The following is a 17,549-nucleotide window of genomic DNA, read 5'->3' as shown; positions in this document are numbered from 1 at the left end:
CTCTTCCCGGGATCAGTATGAAACTCGCTTCGCTAAAGTCCGGCGGCCGGGACGGCACGCTCCTTGTCGTGTCGCGCGATCTGCAACGCGCGGTGGTGGCCGGGCCGGCCGCGCCGACGCTGCAGTTTGCACTGGATCGATGGAATGAGGTGGCCCCTGGCCTTGATGCGCTGTACCGGCAGCTCAACGACGGGCAGTTGGAAGATGCCTTTGCTTTCGACGTCCGCGCTTGCGCCGCGCCGCTGCCGCGCGCCTATCAATGGCTGGATGGCTCGGGTTTTCCGAATCATATGCGTGTTATCAATGGCGCTGCTAACGCGTCGGCGCCAGTCGCACTGCCGGCATTTCCGTTGATGTATCAAGGTGCCTCGGATGACTTCATCGGCGCGCATGACCCGGTGCGCCTGCCTGCCGAGAGCGACGATATCGACTTCGAGGGCGAGGCCGCCGTGGTGCTCGACGATGTGCCAATGGGGGTCCTCGCGCAGGACGCGCTCAAGCATATCAAGCTGGTGATGCTGCTCAACGACATCAGCTTGCGTGCTTATGCGCCTCGCGAAACCGCGGGCGGGTTCGGCTTCATCAATGCGAAGGGCGAGACCAGTTTCGCGCCGGTTGCGGTCACGCCCGACGAACTCGGTAACGCATGGCGCGACGGCCGCATCGAATTGCCCATGCGAGTGTCGCGCAATGGCGAGTGGTTCGGCCATCCTGGCGGTGAAGCCATGCACTTCACTTTTCCGATGCTGATCGAGCATGCGGCGCGCCGGCGCAACCTGAGAGCGGGTACGATCGTTGGTTCCGGCACGTTCTCCAACGCGCAGCGAGACGTGGGTTCGGCCACGATCATCGAGCGGCGCGCACTCGAAACCGCGGATGCCGGCACACCGCAGACGCCTTACTTGCAGTTTGGCGAGACGATTCGCATTGAGATGCTGGACAGTGCAGGGCAGTCGATTTTCGGTGCCATCGACCAAAAGGTCTTGAAGAGCGAAGACCTTTGACTAAATGAGCATGGCGTGCGAATAAAAATGAAGAGCCGGGGTTATGCCCCGGCTTTTTATATTTTGGTCTACTGGGTGAATTTATCGATCGGGAAGAACACGAAGCACACCAGGTGGAACACTCGACAAAAACCTTGCCGCCAAAGCCCGAAATTTCGCTGGATTGTTGTTCTATGTCACTGTTTTTAAATGGCTTATGGATATTGTTCCACGGCGCAGAATTGCGCTATTGCTCCGGTTTTAGCGGGATAACTTAGGATGACTTCAAAGTCGTCACAAACTTCTATCCTGGAGCCTAACTCATGAAGCATCTGTTGTCGAAAGCATCGTTTCACATGATCGCATTGCTGGGATTGAGCACCGGCATTGCGCACGCGCAAAGCAGTGTGACCTTATACGGGGCGGCGGACGATGGACTGTCCTACGCCAACAATCAGGGCGGCAAAAGCAGTCTGCAGGCCGTCAGCGGTATGCCCACCGGTAGCCGCTGGGGGCTCACCGGTGTGGAAGATCTCGGCGGAGGTCTGCAGACGATCTTCACGCTGGAAAATGGCTTCGACCTGAACACGGGCGAGCTGGGTCAAGGCGGCAGATTGTTTGGGCGGCAAGCATTCATGGGCCTCGCCGGCAAATTCGGCACGCTGACTTTCGGCCGCCAATATGACCTGGTCGTCGACTATGTGCAGCCGCTGGCCGCCAACGGGACTTGGGGCGGCGCGTATTTCTCGCACGCGGAGGACGTCGACAACATCAACAATAGCTTCGTGGTCGACCGTAGCATCAAGTTCGCCAGCACCGACTACGGCGGCTTCCGCTTCTCCGGCATGTACAGCCTGGGCGGGGTACCGGGACAGTATGGCGAGGATCAGGTCTGGAGCGTGGCTGCGGGCTACGACAGCGGTCCGCTGCATGTCGGGGGGGCCTATCTCGACATTCACAATCCCGAGACCGCAGTGCAGGGCAACCAGAACACCCCCACCTTCACCAACGTGATCTACGGCAACTATGTTGCGGCGGCGACCAGCCAGAAGATTGCGGCACTCGGTGCCGCTTACACGATCGGCAAGCTCAAGGTACTTGGCAATGTGTCGGGTGTGGTGTTCAAGGACGGCAGCGGCGGCCAGGACGTCAGCTTCGGTACGGCCGAAGCCGGCGCAGGCTGGCAGATCACGCCCGCGACGCTAGTTGCTGCCGACTATGGCTATGTGACGGGCAAGGTGGACGCCACGGGTCAGCATCCTCGCTACCATCAGTTCAATCTCTTTTCGAGCTATGCGCTTTCGAAGCGGACCGTGGTCTATGCGCTGGCGGTGTATCAGCTCGCGGTGGGTGATGCGCAGCAGGCGCAGATCACGGGCTTCAACGCCTCCGGCACGAATCGGCAGGTCGCCCTGCGCGCGGGTCTACAGCACGTGTTTTAGCGTGCAGCGGCGGGCAGCCCCGGCGAAGACAACACGTCGGCTGGCTGCCTGCCACCGAAGGCGACCGTGATTTCTCGCGCCGCGAGTATCGTGCTGTGGCCAAGTTCTTCCAGGCGCTGCATCGTTACACGCAGCGTCGAACCCACCACGCTAAGGGCAGCGACCGGCATCGACAATTCATCAAAAATGGGCGCGGCTACGCAGCGTACCCCGAGAGAGGTTTCTTCATTGTCTATCGCATAGCCCACGCGGCGTACTTCCTGCAATTCGCTATGCAATGCTGTCGGGCGGGCAATCGATTGATTGGTGAGCCGTTGCAAACCACCGCGCTGGACGAACGAGGCAATTTCCGCGTCTGACATCGCAGCGAGAACGGCTTTGCCCATAGCCGTGCATGCTAATGGCGTCCGATTTCCGGGTCTGGACGACGCGTGCATCATTTCACGACTTTGCATTTGCAGCAGTAACAGCATGTCGTGTTCGTCGACACAGCCTAGCTGGACGGTTTCGCCACTGGCGTCGCGCAGGCGGCGCATGGCTGGCGTAGCCAGTTCGGTCAATTGGCGGCGCCCTCCGAACACAGCGCCGACCGAGAAACACTGCGCACCGACAAACCATAACGCCCTGTCGCGTTGAAAGCAGACAAAGCGCCTCTGCTCCAGGGTGGTCAACAATCGGTGTACGGTCGATGCCGGCAGACCGGTTCGTTCGGACAGGTCAATTAATCTGTAACCCTGATCATCTTCGGCGAGGATTTCAAGCAGCGAAAGCGCGCGCAGCAAGACCTGGACGGAGCTCTTATCCTCACGAACGATGCTATGTACGTTCGCCTCACTTTTACGTCGAGTCTGTGTTCCGCGTTGCATTTCTTGAGACCTCCTTTGCGCTGAAGGGAGCGCGTGCTCTCTCGCGATGATGTCCATACGTCGGGTGTCTGTGAAGCGATTGCAAGTTATGTGCCAATGGTTTGCCCGCCTTCAGACGGCCGGCGAGCGCCAGCCGTGACGGATCGCTCCTGATATGGCATGGCGAGGATGCACAGTTTCGGCGCACTTCACCATTTTCAATCGATGAGTGCACCGTAACCAGTCGCAACATGCTGCGCGCTGGCCGGCGGTGTATCCGGCTCAACATCTACGGGACCCGAAGCTTACGGTGCGACCGGTGCTCGTGATGCGGAGCGTCGCTGAGGTGGAATATACGCAGCGAGCCTCGCAGCGAGCGAGCTGCGGTGGGTCACGCGGATGGTTTCGCCGAGCGGGCCAGCGCGTTGCGGCTGCTCCGCTGCGTGCCAGGCGGCCATGCGAAGACAGTTGGTGCCAGCGAGGCTTACGACACCCGCGATTTCATGAACGATTGTCGGGATCGTAACGTGACGCCGCATGTCTTGCGCAACGATGAGCGCTCCGATGGCCGCGCGATCGACGGCCGCACTTCACGGCACGAACGCTACCGGATCAACCAGATCATCCGCAAGCGTATCGAGGAGCATTTCGGCGGGGGTAAAGCGGTCGGACGGACCCGGCGGACGGTTTATCGCGAGATCCGACGCGCCAACCAGCACATCAAGCTGACGACGCTTGCGTGGAACCGGTAGGCCGGCCGACGATCGTACGTCCGGGTTGACTGACGTTCCACGTCGTGTGCTCGATTTCCGAATCCATTCCGACCGTTCAGCGTACTAGTCACTCGCCTTATTGAGCATCGCAATCGCCTCGGAAGGCAGGCGCACCTGTGCGGCTGCCATCAGGTCGTTCAGTTGAGTGAGCGAGGTGGCGCTGGCAATCGGTGCGGCAACGGTTGGCTGCGCGATCAACCAGGCCAGTGCGATCTGTGCGGGTGTCTTGCCCAGACCCTGTCCAACTTCGTCGAGTGCCGCGAGAATGCGCATGCCTCGCGGGTTCATGTAGGGCTTGACCGCATCGCTGCGCGCACTGTTGGCCAGGTCCCCGGCCGTGCGGTACTTGCCCGTCAGGAAGCCGTTTGCCAATGAAAAGTACGAGAGCACGCCGATGTTGTACTTCTCGCAAACACCTCGAGCAGCACTTTCGAACTCGGCCCGGTCGTAAAGGTTGTAGTGCGGCTGGAGCGTCTGATAGGCAGGTAGTTCTTTGCTGCTGCTGACCTGGAGACTTTCTTCGAGTCGGGGCGCCGTATAGTTCGAAGCACCGATGGCTCGCACCTTTCCTTGCTTGATCAGGCGATCGTAGGTGTCGAGGGTCTCCTCGAGCGGTGTCCCGGGATCGTCCTCATGCGACTGGTACAGATCGATGTAGTCCGTGTTCAGCCGCCGCAATGACGCCTCAACGGCCGCGGTGATGTATTGCTTCGACAACCCCTTTTGGCCCGGTCCCATCTCCATGCCCACCTTGGTAGCAAGCACGACCTTGTCCCGCTTGCCGCTGCGGGCTAGCCATTTGCCCAGGATCGTCTCGGACTCGCCGCCCTTTAGCCCTGGAATCCAGTTCGCATAGACGTCGGCTGTATCGATGAGGTTGAAACCCGACGACGAGAAGGCGTCCAGAATGCTGAACGAGGTGGCTTCGTCGGCAGTCCACCCAAAAACATTTCCGCCCAAAGCAAATGGCGCGACGCTGATACCTGTATGACCTAACTTACGCTGATCCAATTTCGCTTTCCTCTTAATTGCTTAGCATGGTGTTGGCGTGCGCTGTACGCACCCGCGATGGCCGGCAAGTACCGGCCGTAAGGCCGGTTGGCAACGGAGCTTCGCGGCTGGCAACAAAGGTAACGCGTCAATAACGCCGCTCTGGCGGCTTTTCACACAGTGGATTTTGGGACGCAACTTCTTATAGTTCATATGCTTACGTGAACTTTTAAATGAAATTGCTGTGTGCGGTACTGCGCCACGTGCCGCTGACGAAATTTATGATCGTAAGTTCTGTGATCCGTCATCGATACGCGGGGCCGCCGCTAGCGGTCGTCTCCTTCCGCAGCGTCACCATGCGCTTGACCTTGTCAGCCTCGACGAACCAGGCGTGGTGATCAACGGCGGCCTGTATTTATTGATGGACGCGCCGTTCGGCGGAGATAAGCGATCCGGGCTTGGGCGCGAATTCGGCGCAAACTGGCTGGATGAATATACGCAGGAGAAGTCGGTGCTGTTCCGGATTGGGGTTTGAGCGGGGCGGGCGCAAGCGCCGCCCTCGCACAAAAGCATCCGTCATCAATGACGCGGCAGGCGTTGCCCGGTCAATTGGTTCGAGCCCGCTCCGATGCCGGCACGCGGGCCTGAGATGCATGGCCGATACCGCCTTCCTGCAGCCAGTAGCCAAGGGCCATGAAGATAGCACCCCCGGCCAGATTCCCCGCGGTCACGAAGAACTCGTTATGGATAGCCCCTGCAAGCGTGATTGAGGCAGGATGATCAGCCATCAATGCAAGCGCAAACGCAAACATGTTCGCGACGCTGTGCTCGAAGCCGCTTGCAACGAATGCGAAAATAGGCCAGAAGATCAGGCCGAGCTTCGCTCCGTCGTTCGTCGTACGGGCGGCCATCCAGATCGCGAGGCAAACCAGCCAGTTGCAAAGAAGGCCCTTGGCGAACAGAGGGAGATCTGGGGCAGACATCTTTGCTTCCACGGCCTTGAAGAACGCATCTGAGCCGTCGGTCAATAGCACCCCGCCGCCTGCTGCGTGCAGAATGGCCGCGAGGACAATGGCGCCTATCAGGTTTCCGATCCAGCATGTCACCCACACTAGCAACATGCTGCCGATCCCCGTCTCACCTTTGAATACAGCAAACGGCATGTACATTGCCGTTCCCGTGAATAGATCGGACCCGGCAAACACAACTATTGTGAGGGCACACGCAAATACGGCACCCATCACGAGGTGCACGTAGGCCGGCCCGACGTGAGCGCCAACCGAAAACATGAGAATGTCGCCGAAGCCAATATAGGCTCCCGCCATTGCCGCACCAATCAGAAATGCCAGCGGCGATCGCCGCACAGTCGATGCTTTATGAGCACCCACCTTTGCGAACTTGTCGATACTTTCTGCGTACATCACTGCTCCACATAAAGATGCACCTCCGCTGCTCGGGAGGTGTTGAGACAAACTGACGCATATGCCAGTTTTCGAAGCCGTGATATTCGCCAGGAAACTTGCAAAAGTCGACGATTCGATCTGCCTGCTGCAACTGTGCTCCTTGAGATTGCTCTCGTTTGTACCCTTTCCGGCGTGTTTTTTTATATACTTAACGTGGTAGAAAGTTAGTTTATGGGTTTCAGAAAGGAAGTCGTAATTTCTAGCGCAATCAAATGCCGCAACCCACTGTATTCGGTGACAACTGGAAATGCCCTTTGGGCAGCTTTGAGAAAACCGCGCGCGTCGCTGCCGAAGACGTGGCGCGCGGTGGCTGCCTCCTTATCCGGGTGGGCAGTTCATCGCCTTAACATGCATGCTCTGGCAGGGGTACGATTCAGCTAGCTGCGGGCTGTGCGCCGCACTCAAATTTGAATCGCCGCCGGTCGCGGCGCAGCCGGCCAGCATCATGACCAGACCCGACATGACCGCGACGTGGCTCAACACAATAGATCGCATATGTACTCCACACAAAAGGAACGGGTTGCGGTGCGGGGATTTGCTTCGCAAACGCTATAAGCACTTGTCGGTCTTCAAGGTCTGGTCACCGAAAGGTAAGCCGCTGCCTCTTCGATCTGCGCGTCATTCAGTGTCGCCGCGACGGCTGTCATCGTTCCCGGCGCCGGCGGTTTCCCCTTCGCGCGCGCCTGAAATTCGTGTAGCCGGGAAATGACAAATGCCGCCGGTTCACCTGCGATGCCCGGAAAGCGCGCGCCATTGCCTTTGCCGCCGGCCCCGTGACAGCTGAAACAGGCGGGCACGGCGGATCCGGCACCCATCTCGGCGAGCTGCTTTCCGGCGATCACCAGACTCTGCTGCGGCGGTGCACCTTCGGCAAGGGGCGGGTCCTGCCTGGAAAAGAAGGTTGCGAGCTCGTGTATCTCGCTATCGGAAAGATTGAATGCGACCGTCTGCATGACAGCGCTTGCGCGGGTGCGCGCCTTGAACATCGACAATGCATGTGCGAGATAATCCGGATCCTTGCCAGCAAGCCGCGGCCCACCGGTTACGGTGCCGGCGCCCAATGCGCCGTGGCACGCGACACATGTTGCGATAGACGGCGCCTTTGCCTCTTCGGCTGTGCCTTGCGCCTGTGCAAGGCAGACGCCTGTGAAACCGGCGAGCGCCACAATCGAAAGCGAACGCAAGCCGTTACGCAGCATGCTGGTAGAGCGTGAACTGATCATCCTTGTCTTCCCGATATCCTTAGGACGAGCGTCCGGAAAGCGACGCTATGAGACGATTCTGCTGGAATGGTTCTTACCGGCGAGCGTCGAAGGAATTACGGATTTGTTATCCAGGGCGAGCACCGACCCGTCTCGCGCGTGTGTGGGGAGCGGCTCTTCACGGAGGTCGCATGAAAGACGACGTGTGGGGGTCCTATGCGTAACCCGTCTGCTTCCGATTCGTTCATTTCGCTCTTGAACAAGTTTCATCGCAACGCATTTTTGCGCTATGTCATCATAAGGAAACCTCGCCAGGCGCTATTAACTTATGGTAATCGACCGCAACTCCCATCCAGAGGCATCCGTCGTTGATGCGGTAATTCGCTCACGTCGAGCGGTCAGGTGTTTCAGACCGGATCCCGTTCCATGGCAAGTTATTGAAGAGATACTGGATGTCGCGAAGTTCGCACCCAGCAATTCGAATATTCAGCCCTGGCATGTTTATGTGCTGGCCGGGGAGGAAAAAGCAGCGCTAAGCGAGCTGCTGGGACGCGCTCACGTTGAGGACCGGCATCCTCCCTTGCGGCACCTGCCGGACCCGTTACCTGAAGCAATGCGGCTTAGGCAGGAGGCCTTTGGTGCGGTGTACTACGGGGCGCTCGGCGTGCCAAAGTGCGACCCGCAGCAGCGCGCGAAGGTCACGGGAAGGAACTTTGATTTCTTCGGCGCGCCGGTCGGGCTGATCTTCGCTATTGATCACACTCTGACGAAGTTCAGTTGGCTCGACTACGGGCTGTTTATCCAGACGGTAATGATCGCCGCGAGGGCCGTCGGTTTGGCTACGTGCCCGCAGGTATCTTTTGTGCGCTATCAGGACATCATCGCGGAGCACCTCCACTTTCCGTCGGGTTTTGAGGTGGTGTGTGGAATGAGCCTTGGTTTCCCCGGCGAGGGGTCGATACTGAATAGCCTCGATATGACTCGGGAACCGGTTGAGAATTTCTCCAGCTTCCTGGGTTTCGATTCCTGAGCATGCATCTGAAGCATGAGCTTCTGTGGCGCTTTATTCCTCTCTTTCACGCCGGTCTTTTCCTCACGCAAATTCAGGTTCGCTTCGAGGAGGCACACATGCGTGTTCTCGATCCTGCCGGTTACACGGCTTATTGCGCCAGAGTTCGCCGCTGGCTTTGATTGCGAGTCCCATTGAGCGGTGCCGTCAGCCGTCGCGTGTACGGTAGTGCCTGGTGCGTTTTCCGCGACCCCCTGCGGGTGGTGCGGGGCGAAGCGTGCTTCAGCACGCGTAAAATAAACTCACCGCAACGCTGATCTATTAATAACATGAACCTCGGACGGATTGACCTTAATCTCCTGCGAGTATTCGACGCGGTGTTCGAGGATCGCAATCTGGTCCTCGCCGGAAAGCGGCTGAATCTTAGTCAGTCCGCCATTAGTCATGCGCTGGGGCGGCTGCGGGACGCACTTGAGGACGATCTGTTCGTGCGTACGGCGAAAGGAATGGAACCAACTGCCCGGGCAGTCGCGATTGCAGCGCCGGTGCGCAACGCACTCCAACAAATTCAAGTGGCACTAGGCGACGAGCCGTTCCGGCCCCAGGTTGCCGAACGTGAGTTTGTCGTCGCGGCGAACGACTACATCACGATGCTTGTTCTCGGCCGTCTCAGTCAGAGGCTCGCCGCCGAAGCGCCAATGGTGAACCTTGTCATACGGCCTTCCACCCGGTTGGACCTGGCTGGGCAGATCGATATTGGCCGGATCGACATCGCCGTTGGAATTTTCGCGGAGGTGCCGTCGCGTTTTCAGTCGGCGATGATATGGCAACAGAGAGACGTGCTGGTAATGCGTCTGGATCATCCCATCGGCGACCGGGCCGTCACTCGCGACGACCTGCTGAATTATCCGCTCGCTGCTGTCTCGCTCGGCGGTTCGGAAGAGGGCGCCGTTGGCGGCTTTATCGTTGAACGAGGTTTGGCGCGGCAATCGGAAATGTTCGATCGGCAAGCACTGGAAGATGCCTTTGCAGACGAACCAGCGCGACCCCGGGTGCGGGTCGCCGTGGCCCATTCGTTGGCCATCCCTGCGTTGCTGCGTCACAGCGAAATGTTTGCCATCGTGCCTTCTCCATTGGGGCGCGAGTTCGAGCGCTACGGCGAGCTGAAAACGCGGCCAACGCCGTATCCGTGTCCGGAGTCTTCGGTCAGAGCGGTGTGGCATGGGCGAAATGCGCACGATCCGGCCTTGCAGTGGTTGCGCTCGCAGATACTTGACGTCGGCAGGCAGGTTCGAAGCTAGGTAATCCTGTTTTCTTCAAGATCGTCTTGAAGTCTTTTCACCGCGCGCGGTGTTCGGGCTGTGCCATCATGGAGACACTATGCATATAGATATCCTTGAAGCCGCGGAGACCGGTCATCAAATGCATTCGGACGTTCACGTTTTTGATTCGGTTATTCGGTCCCGGAAAGCCGTTCGCGTTTTTCGTCCAGATGCAGTCTCCCAGAAAGACATCGCTGACATTCTCGATGTCGCTCGCACAGCCCCAAGCAACTCGAACATGCAACCATGGCGGGTGCACGTCTTGAGCGGAAGAACCAAGGAGTCGCTGAGTGAAGCGCTTGTATGCGCTCATGTGGCCGATTTGCATCCGCCGCTCCAGCATATTCCCGATCCCATGCCGGAAGAGTATCGCCCCATGCAGGAGGCGTTCGGCGCCCGATACTATGGTGCGCTCGGGATCGACAAGGCGGACCTCGCTGGCCGGGCAATGGCCACTGGCCGGAACTTCGGCTTTTTTGGGGCGCCCGTTGGCCTGATCTTCAGTGTTGATGCGAGACTGACGAAATACAGCTGGCTCGACTATGGCCTCTTTCTACAGACGGTCATGCTCGCCGCACGCGCACGAGGTCTGGATACGTGCCCGCAGGTGTCGTTCGCACGTTATCAGGGAATCATTGCGGAGCATCTCTCACTCGACCCTGGCTTTGACGTGGTGTGCGGTATGTCGCTGGGTTACGCGGATCAAGGTTCCGTGGTCAACAAACTCGCTATTCCGCGCGAGAAGGTCGAAAGCTTTGCAACGTTTGTCGGCTTCGATGAAACGTTGTAGTGAGGAAGGCAGTTATTTTTCGAAGGCCTGACTAGCTGTTCTCCCTTTCGGAATGCATGTACATCGCTGTCGCGACACATGCATTCGCACTGCCGTAAAACCCGCAAGCCGCGAGCCCCGACCCGGCGCCCTTAAGTGTCTATGCGACTTGATCGCAGATCATCTGAATACGCGACTCAGATCAGCTAGCGCTTGTTCAGTCAATTTTTACCTCAACTCTTTGACCTGGCTACGTTCAGACTATGACTGTAAAAATCCTCGCCTTTTGCGGGAGTTCCCGCCGTGAATCCATTAATCAAAAACTGCTTGAAATAGTCGCTTCTGGGGCGACCGCGGATGGAGCGGAAGTAACGTTTATCTCCCTCGCAGACTATCCCCTGCCAATTTACGATGCTGATTTCGAACGCGAGAACGGCGTCCCTGAACGTGCTCGCGCACTCCAGGAATTGTTCGCCGCTCATGACGCGCTGCTAGTCGCTTCGCCGGAGCATAACGGCGGCTACACTGCCGTGCTCAAGAACATGCTTGACTGGGTAAGCCGGCCGACCGCAGCGGGAAACCCGGGTCTAACGCTCTTCGCGGGCAAGGTGGCAGCGGTTGTTTCGGCGTCACCGGGGCCAATGGGCGGAATTCGCGCAATGCTGGGGACGCGCGGTGTTCTTGAGAAGTTGGGTGCGATCCTGATTCCGCAGGTGTTCTCGCTGGGTTCTGCCCACCAGGCATTTGCAGGGAGTGGCAGGCTTGCCGACGAGAAAGCGGACGCGGAAGTTCGGCGCGTCGGTCTTGGTCTCGTCGGCGTGACGAAGCAACTGATCACACGCTGATTGTCGGTGCACGGGCGCAACCTTATACGCCCGGTGCACGCTGTTGATCAGTTTGCGTCGGGCGCTTTGATGTTGTACGCGATGCGCCCCGCGGGCAGAAAAAACAAAGCGATAACTGCACCGCCCTTGGTTTCCGGATAGTGATGACTGCCCGGCGCCGGCGCAGTCCAGCCGCCATAACACCAGCCGTTCGGGCCGGCAAGGGCAGCACCTTCGTTTAGCGCCACCACCATGTTGAATTCGCCGTAGGGATGGGCGTGGCAATCCCCCCGGAAGCTTCCCTCAGGGTTGTTCTGATCATTGCCGGTGCTATCCATATAGACAGCGGTAATGCTGAATCCAAAGGTCGCTTCAGAGGGTTCCACAAGACGCGCGCGCCGGTACTTGCGTCCGGATATTTCGACGTTGGCTGCCCAGCCTTCCTCCACCACGCCGATGGTGATCAGCCGTTTCAGATCTTTATAGAACTCGCTCGACGGACTGTATTTGTCGTTGAGCCATTGTTCGACCTCGTTACCAGTAGTCAGGTCTTTGACCTCTTCAAGAAAGGGCAGACATTTCGCTATCAGTTCGTCTCTACTGCTTGGGGTATTAGCTTGTGACACATCGTCCTCACTAGTCTTTTAAAGGTTGCCTGTGCGGCCCAGATTGACGACGCCGCATCGGAGAGGGTCGGCACTGTCTGCCGACACACGACAATAGGGTGCTCACTGCCAGGGTCACGATGCCACATCGTTGCTCAAGGATGAAGGGGCGAGTTTTCAATACCACATTGAATGGCGTTCAAGTGACGCGCACAGGCTGATCGAAACGCTGTGGAGGGCACGGGTTGCTTTGTTCAATAGGAATATGAAGACAATTCATTGCGACATTCGTGGGGGTAGGCGGTTCTCCCGCAAAGAGGCCGAGTGAAAAAATTCCCTGAAAATTGGGCTGAATAGAGCGGCATTCGGATATTTTTTGTAAATCGGTAGAATTTAATTTTTAAGGAATTGCTGACCAGACAGATCGAACTTCTGTTGTCCCGTGTTTCACCGTGTTGTTGCTTTTTATTTGCAACCATAAGCTCCGGACCAATGATCCGTACCACATAAAGTATTTGGTACGCCGAAACGAATGAACATTCATTGGGAGAAGTATGAAGCGAGGACTGGTTGCGGCGTTAGGTTTCGGAATGGTGAGTGGCTCGGCTTTCGCACAAAGCAGCGTCACACTCTATGGTCTGATCGATACCGGTATCGAGTACGTGTCTCACGCAAATTCCGCAGGTGACCACGTTATCCGGATGCCGTCCATCAGCGGGGAACTACCTTCCCGGTGGGGGATTCGCGGCGCTGAGGATCTTGGGGGCGGGTGGAAAGCTATCTTTACTCTGGAAAATGGTTTCAACACGAGAGGCGGAGACATCGGGCAAGGAGGACGGCTTTTCGGGCGTCAGGCATGGGTCGGCCTGGAGGGGCCGTGGGGCGCGCTAACTTTTGGGCGCCAGTACAACATGGTGTTTTGGGCGCTAGCTGACGCAGACATACTTGGCCCCGATATTCATGGCATCGGCGCGCTGGATAATTATCTGCCCAATGCGCGAGCCGATAACAGTATCGTCTACAAGGGAACCTATAAGGGAGTCACGCTCGGTGCCTCGTACTCGTTCGGACGCGACTCGACCGGTACCGGAAATTCGCCCGGGCAGGGTACATGCGCGGGTCAGGTTCCCGGTCAGTTCACCCAATGCCGGGAGTGGAGCGCAATGCTCAAGTACGACGCGCCAGGCTTTGGCGTTGCGACTGCATACGGCGAACAGCGAGGCGGTACCAACGCCGCCGCGAGCTTCTTCGACGGCGTCGGCACTTTTCCGATTGCTTCGGGCGCAGACAAGGATTCGCGTATCGAGGCCAACGGTTACGTGCGGTTTGGCGGACTGAAACTCGGAGCGGGATGGCTGGGCAGACACGTCGAGACAAACTCCACAGCGGCGACAGACGTACGGTCGAATCTGTATTACGTAGGCGCTCAGTATTTTGTCACCCCGAGTTTTGTTATCGATGGCGAAGGGTTTCGGATGGTGGTGCGCGAACAGGATGCGCGGGCGACGATGACAACGGTTCGTGCCACTTATCTTCTGTCGAAAGCAACAGCTGTCTATGTCGACGGTACGTATTTGTGGAACAGCGCCAAGGCGCACTTTTCCGCAAGCGCCGGTGGCGGGGGCACCACGCCGGCGGCGGGCATTGGCCAGCTCGCTGTGATGGCGGGAATTCGACATTCGTTCTAACGGGACATATGGCAGAAGCGCGAGCCGGCCGAATAAAGCGTCAGGCATCGCGTTCCGTCGATTCATACAGCAATGATTAACCCAGATACGTGGGCGGTGTTCCAGCGAACGCCCCACGTGCTTCATCACGGAGTTTGCATGAGCACAGAGGATATCGGCGAGCAGAATGTACTCAACGTCGAGCAGTTTATCGATGAGCGTCAATTCTCGCCTTACCAATGGCTGATCCTGTTCTTCTGTTTTTTGATCGTCGCGCTAGACGGATTCGATACCAGTGCAATCGGGTTCGTTGCGCCGGCGATCGCCAAAGAATGGGGTGTCACTAAACTCGCGCTTGGCCCCGTATTGAGTGCGGCGCTCATCGGTCTCGCGGTTGGCGCGCTTCTCGCCGGCCCCCTTGCCGATCGGGTCGGGCGCCGTAAGGTTCTGGTGGGATCGGTCTGCTTCTTCGGCGTGTGGACGATCGCGTGCATATTCGCCGGAGGTGTGTGGCAACTGTCGGCCTTTCGTTTCTTTACCGGCATTGGGCTTGGCGCCGCGCTCCCCAACTCGACGACGCTGTTGTCGGAATATGTGCCTGCAAGATGTCGATCCTTGCTGCTGAACATCATGTTCTGCGGGTTCACATTAGGCGCATCGGCCGGTGGTGTGGTGTCTGCCGCATTAATACCCGGCTTCGGATGGCGCTCGATCTTCCTCGTGGGCGGGATTGCGCCTGTGCTGCTTGCATGCGCCCTTGTTGCGCTGCCGGAGTCGGTGCGATTCATGGTGATCAAAGGTTGGCCGGATGAACAGATTCGCCGGGTACTGCGAAGAATTGCGCGTGGAGAGCCGGTGATTGCTTCAAGGTTCTCCGTGTCTGACCGAGTGGGCGAGAAGGACAGTGCGCCGCTCGCTCTAATCCTTTCCACGCGTTACAGGTTCGGCACGTTGATGCTGTGGCTAGCGTACTTTATGGGCTTGCTGGTCTACTACATGCTGACGAGCTGGATGCCGACAATGATCCATGACGCGGGGTTCACACTGCGTCAAGCGTCGTTGGTGTCGGCGCTGTTTCCGGCGGGAGGCGTGATTGGCGCATTGGGGTGTGGCTGGTTGATGGACCGCTTTAATCCATGGCGGGTGGTCGCCCTGGCATTTCTGTTGCTGGGTGCTGCTGTCTGCGCGATGGGGCAAGGTGCAGCCGATGTTCAATCGCTAGGGATCGCGACTTTTGTCGCAGGTGTCTGCATGACTGGCGCGCAAATGTCCATGCTGGCCCTCGCAGCCCTGTTCTATCCTACTCACGGTCGTGCATCGGGGGTTGCGTGGATGCTGGGCGTCGGACGTTTGGGAGGGATTCTCGGGGCGCTGGGTGGTGGAGCGCTTTCGGCCGCGGGCTTTGGCATGATCGCCATTTTGACGTCGATGGCCGCGCCCGCGGTTATCGCGGCCATGGCATTGCTGGTCGCGGTATCGGTCAGTAGCAGGCAGCGAAACGTGTCGGCATCGATCGCGGATTCACGCCTGTGAGGTTTCGCGATCTTACTCGACCCTCTCGGCAACGTGACAGTGCCAGAGGCACGGTTGAGCGCAGAGCGGAGCGCCGGGTCGTGCCTGGCCGATTCTTCAGATAGCCGCGCAGCCGCATTGGTAGAGCCAAGCCCCCTTGTCGCCGATGATGATCGGCGCGGCGCCCGGGGTGCCGCAGCAGCCCGCGCCATGCGGAACGCTGGCCTGCTGCGTATCGCGCGAGCGGCGCTGCTGGTAACCGCCGTAGATGTTGACGGGCAGCCAGTCGGGCATCGGCTTGATGGTCGCCGGCGCCAGCGCCGCGAACGGCCCGCTCGCATGCACGACCTCGCCGCCGACCATCGTGAGCATCGCGGTGATGTCCCTGATGTCATCCTCCTTCACCGCGAAGAAATCGTCGGACAGAACCGCGAAGTCCGCGAGCTTGCCAACCGCAATCGAGCCTTTGCGCGCGTCCTCGCCGGTCAGCGCTGCGCCTTCGATGGTCCACATGCGCAGTGCGTCTTCGCGGCTCACGAGATTGCGGTCAGCGTTCAGGCGCGTGTCGCCCATCGTCTTGCCGGTAATCAGCCAGTGCAACGAGACCCACGGGTTGTAGCTGGTGGCGCGGCTCGAATCGGTGCCGCAGGCAACCTTCAGTCCCATTGTCCGCATGCGGCCGATGGGTGGCGCATCGGCCGCGGCTTCGCGGCCCCAGGTCTGCGCGAACACCTCGCCGTCGAGCGACATGCGGTTCTGGATCGCAATGCGGCCGCCCATAGCCGCTACACGCTCCATCGAGCGGGGGGAGAGCGTTTCGCAATGGTCGAGCGCCCAGCGCACGTTCTTCAGCGGCACGTCGCGGTTGACCTTTTCGAGTACATCGAGGATGCGCGCGGCGGTGCTGTCATAGCTCGCGTGCATGCGGATCGGCCAGCCTTTGTCGACCAGATAGGTGGCAACCTCGGTGAGGCGCGATTCCATGATGGCGGGCGGCGGCACCACAGCCTTGCCGAAGTTCGCGGGATCGGCCGCGGCCCACAGGATGTATTCGCCGGCACCGACCATGCGCAGGTAATCGTCGCCCTGGCCGGGCTTGATCTGCTGCGTCCATTGCCTGTAGTCGTCGATCTCCTTGCCCGGATGCTGCGCAAACAGGTTGTACGAGACGCGCAGACTCATCTTGCGCTGCGCCGCGAGCTGGGCCACGCCGGCATAGTGCTCGGGGTAGTTTTGGCCGCCGCCGCCCGCATCCACCACGCTGGTCAGACCCAGGCGATTCATCTCGCGCATATAGAGCTGGGTGGACAGGGCCTGGTCGGTATCAGAAAGTTTTGGCACGCTTGCGAAGATCGCCACCAGGCCGCCGAGGCTGGTGGTGTTGACCACCACGCCGGTCGGATTGCCGGCCGCGTCTTTTTCGAGCGTACTGCCGATCGGGTTTGGCGTATCGCCGTTCCAGCCGAGCACGCGCAGCGCCGCGCGGTTGAGGAAAGCGCGGTCGTACAGGTTCATGATGAAACAGGGCACCTCGCCGGTGGCCGCATTGATCTCGGCCAGCGTGGGCAGCCGCTTCTCGCGGAACTGGTAGGGCGAGAACCCGCCGACCACCTGCACCCAGTGCGGAGGTTGCGTGCGCATCGCCTGGTCGCGCAGCATGGCGAGCGCGTCGGCGAGCGAGGGTACGCCGTCCCAGCGCAATTCCTGCGTGTAGGTGAGGCCGCCGCGGATGAAATGCGCATGCGAGTCGATCAGGCCCGGCGTGATACGGCAGCCCTGCCCGTCGATGACGCGCGTGCGCGGCCCGATCCAGCGCGAAATTTCGCTGTCGCTGCCGACCGCGGCGAACTGGTCGCCGATGATTGCCATGGCCTGCGCGTGTGGCGCGTTCGGGTCCATGGTCGCGATACGGGCATTGCGCACCACCGTGTCGGCCGGCGCTGCGGGCGCGGCGAGCGCGTAGCCCGGAAGCCACAGCCCCGAGAGCCCGCAGGCCGCTGCACCGAGCGAGGTGCGCAGGAACTGACGACGCGCGGGTTCCACGGCGTCATCAGCGGGGCCTGCGTCATGTATACAAGCCTGGCCGCACCAATGCTGCCAGGCGCGCGAAGACGTGCCTCCGAATAGCTTCATGTGTGTCTCC

Annotated in this window: 15 protein-coding genes and 1 pseudogene; 10 read left to right on the top strand and 6 right to left on the bottom strand. The window is 59.3% G+C overall.

Annotated features, from left to right (window positions below; genetic code table 11):
* Window positions 1–17: 17 nt before the first annotated feature.
* Together P0D84_RS34750 and P0D84_RS34745 are read left to right on the top strand one after the other, a co-directional pair.
* Window positions 18–1,004: a fumarylacetoacetate hydrolase family protein gene (locus P0D84_RS34750; RefSeq protein ID WP_408344450.1), complete on the top strand. Its 987-nt coding sequence runs from the start codon at window positions 18–20 to the stop codon at window positions 1,002–1,004.
* Window positions 1,005–1,306: 302 nt separating this feature from the next.
* Window positions 1,307–2,425 carry a porin gene (locus P0D84_RS34745; protein WP_408344447.1) on the top strand — a complete coding sequence of 373 codons (1,119 nt, stop codon included), beginning with the start codon at window positions 1,307–1,309 and terminating at the stop codon, window positions 2,423–2,425.
* Here P0D84_RS34745 and P0D84_RS34740 read toward each other — a convergent pair.
* On the bottom strand, window positions 2,422–3,291 hold the full coding sequence (locus P0D84_RS34740) for an IclR family transcriptional regulator (RefSeq protein ID WP_408344444.1): 870 nt from the start codon (window positions 3,289–3,291) through the stop codon (window positions 2,422–2,424). The genes P0D84_RS34745 and P0D84_RS34740 overlap by 4 nt on opposite strands.
* A gap of 359 nt (window positions 3,292–3,650) precedes the next feature.
* Between P0D84_RS34740 and P0D84_RS34735 the strand changes: the two are divergent.
* Window positions 3,651–4,022 (top strand): annotated as a pseudogene (locus P0D84_RS34735) (transposase); the annotation flags it as partial.
* Between the two features lie 84 nt (window positions 4,023–4,106).
* On the opposite strand, the gene P0D84_RS34730 reads toward P0D84_RS34735, so the two are convergent.
* Window positions 4,107–5,054, bottom strand: coding sequence for an aldo/keto reductase (locus tag P0D84_RS34730; protein ID WP_408344441.1), 948 nt, complete (start codon window positions 5,052–5,054; stop codon window positions 4,107–4,109).
* A 370-nt stretch (window positions 5,055–5,424) separates the two neighbouring features.
* Between P0D84_RS34730 and P0D84_RS34725 the strand changes: the two genes are divergently transcribed.
* The gene (locus P0D84_RS34725) at window positions 5,425–5,568 is read left to right on the top strand and encodes an aldehyde dehydrogenase family protein (protein ID WP_408344438.1); all 144 of its coding nucleotides are present in this window, start codon (window positions 5,425–5,427) and stop codon (window positions 5,566–5,568) included.
* Between the two features lie 70 nt (window positions 5,569–5,638).
* Here the strand turns inward: P0D84_RS34725 and P0D84_RS34720 are convergent, their stop codons facing one another.
* Window positions 5,639–6,454 carry a formate/nitrite transporter family protein gene (locus P0D84_RS34720; protein WP_408344435.1) on the bottom strand — a complete coding sequence of 272 codons (816 nt, stop codon included), beginning with the start codon at window positions 6,452–6,454 and terminating at the stop codon, window positions 5,639–5,641.
* A 611-nt stretch (window positions 6,455–7,065) separates the two neighbouring features.
* Window positions 7,066–7,719 (bottom strand): c-type cytochrome, encoded by a 654-nt coding sequence (locus P0D84_RS34715; protein ID WP_408344432.1) that lies wholly within the window; start codon window positions 7,717–7,719, stop codon window positions 7,066–7,068.
* 307 nt (window positions 7,720–8,026) lie between these two features.
* On the opposite strand from P0D84_RS34715, the gene P0D84_RS34710 reads away from it, so the two are divergent.
* The 4 genes from P0D84_RS34710 (at window position 8,027) to P0D84_RS34695 (ending at window position 11,643) form a co-directional block, all read left to right on the top strand.
* Window positions 8,027–8,728: a nitroreductase gene (locus P0D84_RS34710; RefSeq protein ID WP_408344429.1), complete on the top strand. Its 702-nt coding sequence runs from the start codon at window positions 8,027–8,029 to the stop codon at window positions 8,726–8,728.
* Between the two features lie 308 nt (window positions 8,729–9,036).
* Window positions 9,037–10,008, top strand: a complete 972-nt coding sequence (locus tag P0D84_RS34705; protein WP_408344426.1) for a LysR family transcriptional regulator — start codon at window positions 9,037–9,039, stop codon at window positions 10,006–10,008.
* A 121-nt stretch (window positions 10,009–10,129) separates the two neighbouring features.
* Complete coding sequence (locus P0D84_RS34700) at window positions 10,130–10,819, top strand: nitroreductase (RefSeq protein ID WP_408344423.1); 690 nt, start codon at window positions 10,130–10,132, stop codon at window positions 10,817–10,819.
* Window positions 10,820–11,061: 242 nt separating this feature from the next.
* Window positions 11,062–11,643 (top strand): NADPH-dependent FMN reductase, encoded by a 582-nt coding sequence (locus P0D84_RS34695; RefSeq protein WP_408344420.1) that lies wholly within the window; start codon window positions 11,062–11,064, stop codon window positions 11,641–11,643.
* Window positions 11,644–11,690: 47 nt separating this feature from the next.
* On the opposite strand, the gene P0D84_RS34690 is transcribed toward P0D84_RS34695, so the two are convergent.
* Entirely contained in the window at window positions 11,691–12,248 is a 558-nt protein-coding gene (locus P0D84_RS34690) for a 4-hydroxylaminobenzoate lyase (protein ID WP_408344417.1), read from the bottom strand.
* A gap of 533 nt (window positions 12,249–12,781) precedes the next feature.
* On the opposite strand from P0D84_RS34690, the gene P0D84_RS34685 reads away from it, so the two are divergent.
* Together P0D84_RS34685 and P0D84_RS34680 are read left to right on the top strand one after the other, a co-directional pair.
* Window positions 12,782–13,915 (top strand): porin, encoded by a 1,134-nt coding sequence (locus P0D84_RS34685; protein WP_408344414.1) that lies wholly within the window; start codon window positions 12,782–12,784, stop codon window positions 13,913–13,915.
* A gap of 138 nt (window positions 13,916–14,053) precedes the next feature.
* A complete protein-coding gene (locus P0D84_RS34680; protein ID WP_408344411.1) occupies window positions 14,054–15,427 on the top strand; it encodes an MFS transporter in 1,374 nt (457 codons plus the stop codon).
* A gap of 96 nt (window positions 15,428–15,523) precedes the next feature.
* Here P0D84_RS34680 and P0D84_RS34675 read toward each other — a convergent pair whose 3' ends face one another.
* Complete coding sequence (locus tag P0D84_RS34675) at window positions 15,524–17,539, bottom strand: amidohydrolase (protein WP_408344408.1); 2,016 nt, start codon at window positions 17,537–17,539, stop codon at window positions 15,524–15,526.
* Window positions 17,540–17,549: the final 10 nt, after the last annotated feature.

Source organism: Paraburkholderia sp. RL17-337-BIB-A, assembly GCF_046025895.1.
Classification (GTDB): Bacteria; Pseudomonadota; Gammaproteobacteria; order Burkholderiales; family Burkholderiaceae; genus Paraburkholderia; species Paraburkholderia fungorum_C.
The sequence above is the reverse complement of the archived record's forward strand: the minus strand, read 5'-3'. Positions and strand labels throughout refer to the sequence as shown.

Coding starts and splice junctions, on each gene's coding strand:
- P0D84_RS34750 (WP_408344450.1), top strand. CDS start 18: ATGAAACTCGCTTCGCTAAAGTCCGGCGGCCGGGACGGCACGCTCCTT.
- P0D84_RS34675 (WP_408344408.1), bottom strand. CDS start 17,539: ATGAAGCTATTCGGAGGCACGTCTTCGCGCGCCTGGCAGCATTGGTGC.
- P0D84_RS34710 (WP_408344429.1), top strand. CDS start 8,027: ATGGTAATCGACCGCAACTCCCATCCAGAGGCATCCGTCGTTGATGCG.
- P0D84_RS34680 (WP_408344411.1), top strand. CDS start 14,054: ATGAGCACAGAGGATATCGGCGAGCAGAATGTACTCAACGTCGAGCAG.
- P0D84_RS34685 (WP_408344414.1), top strand. CDS start 12,782: ATGAAGCGAGGACTGGTTGCGGCGTTAGGTTTCGGAATGGTGAGTGGC.
- P0D84_RS34745 (WP_408344447.1), top strand. CDS start 1,307: ATGAAGCATCTGTTGTCGAAAGCATCGTTTCACATGATCGCATTGCTG.
- P0D84_RS34695 (WP_408344420.1), top strand. CDS start 11,062: ATGACTGTAAAAATCCTCGCCTTTTGCGGGAGTTCCCGCCGTGAATCC.
- P0D84_RS34700 (WP_408344423.1), top strand. CDS start 10,130: ATGCATTCGGACGTTCACGTTTTTGATTCGGTTATTCGGTCCCGGAAA.
- P0D84_RS34720 (WP_408344435.1), bottom strand. CDS start 6,454: ATGTACGCAGAAAGTATCGACAAGTTCGCAAAGGTGGGTGCTCATAAA.
- P0D84_RS34740 (WP_408344444.1), bottom strand. CDS start 3,291: ATGCAACGCGGAACACAGACTCGACGTAAAAGTGAGGCGAACGTACAT.
- P0D84_RS34705 (WP_408344426.1), top strand. CDS start 9,037: ATGAACCTCGGACGGATTGACCTTAATCTCCTGCGAGTATTCGACGCG.
- P0D84_RS34715 (WP_408344432.1), bottom strand. CDS start 7,719: ATGATCAGTTCACGCTCTACCAGCATGCTGCGTAACGGCTTGCGTTCG.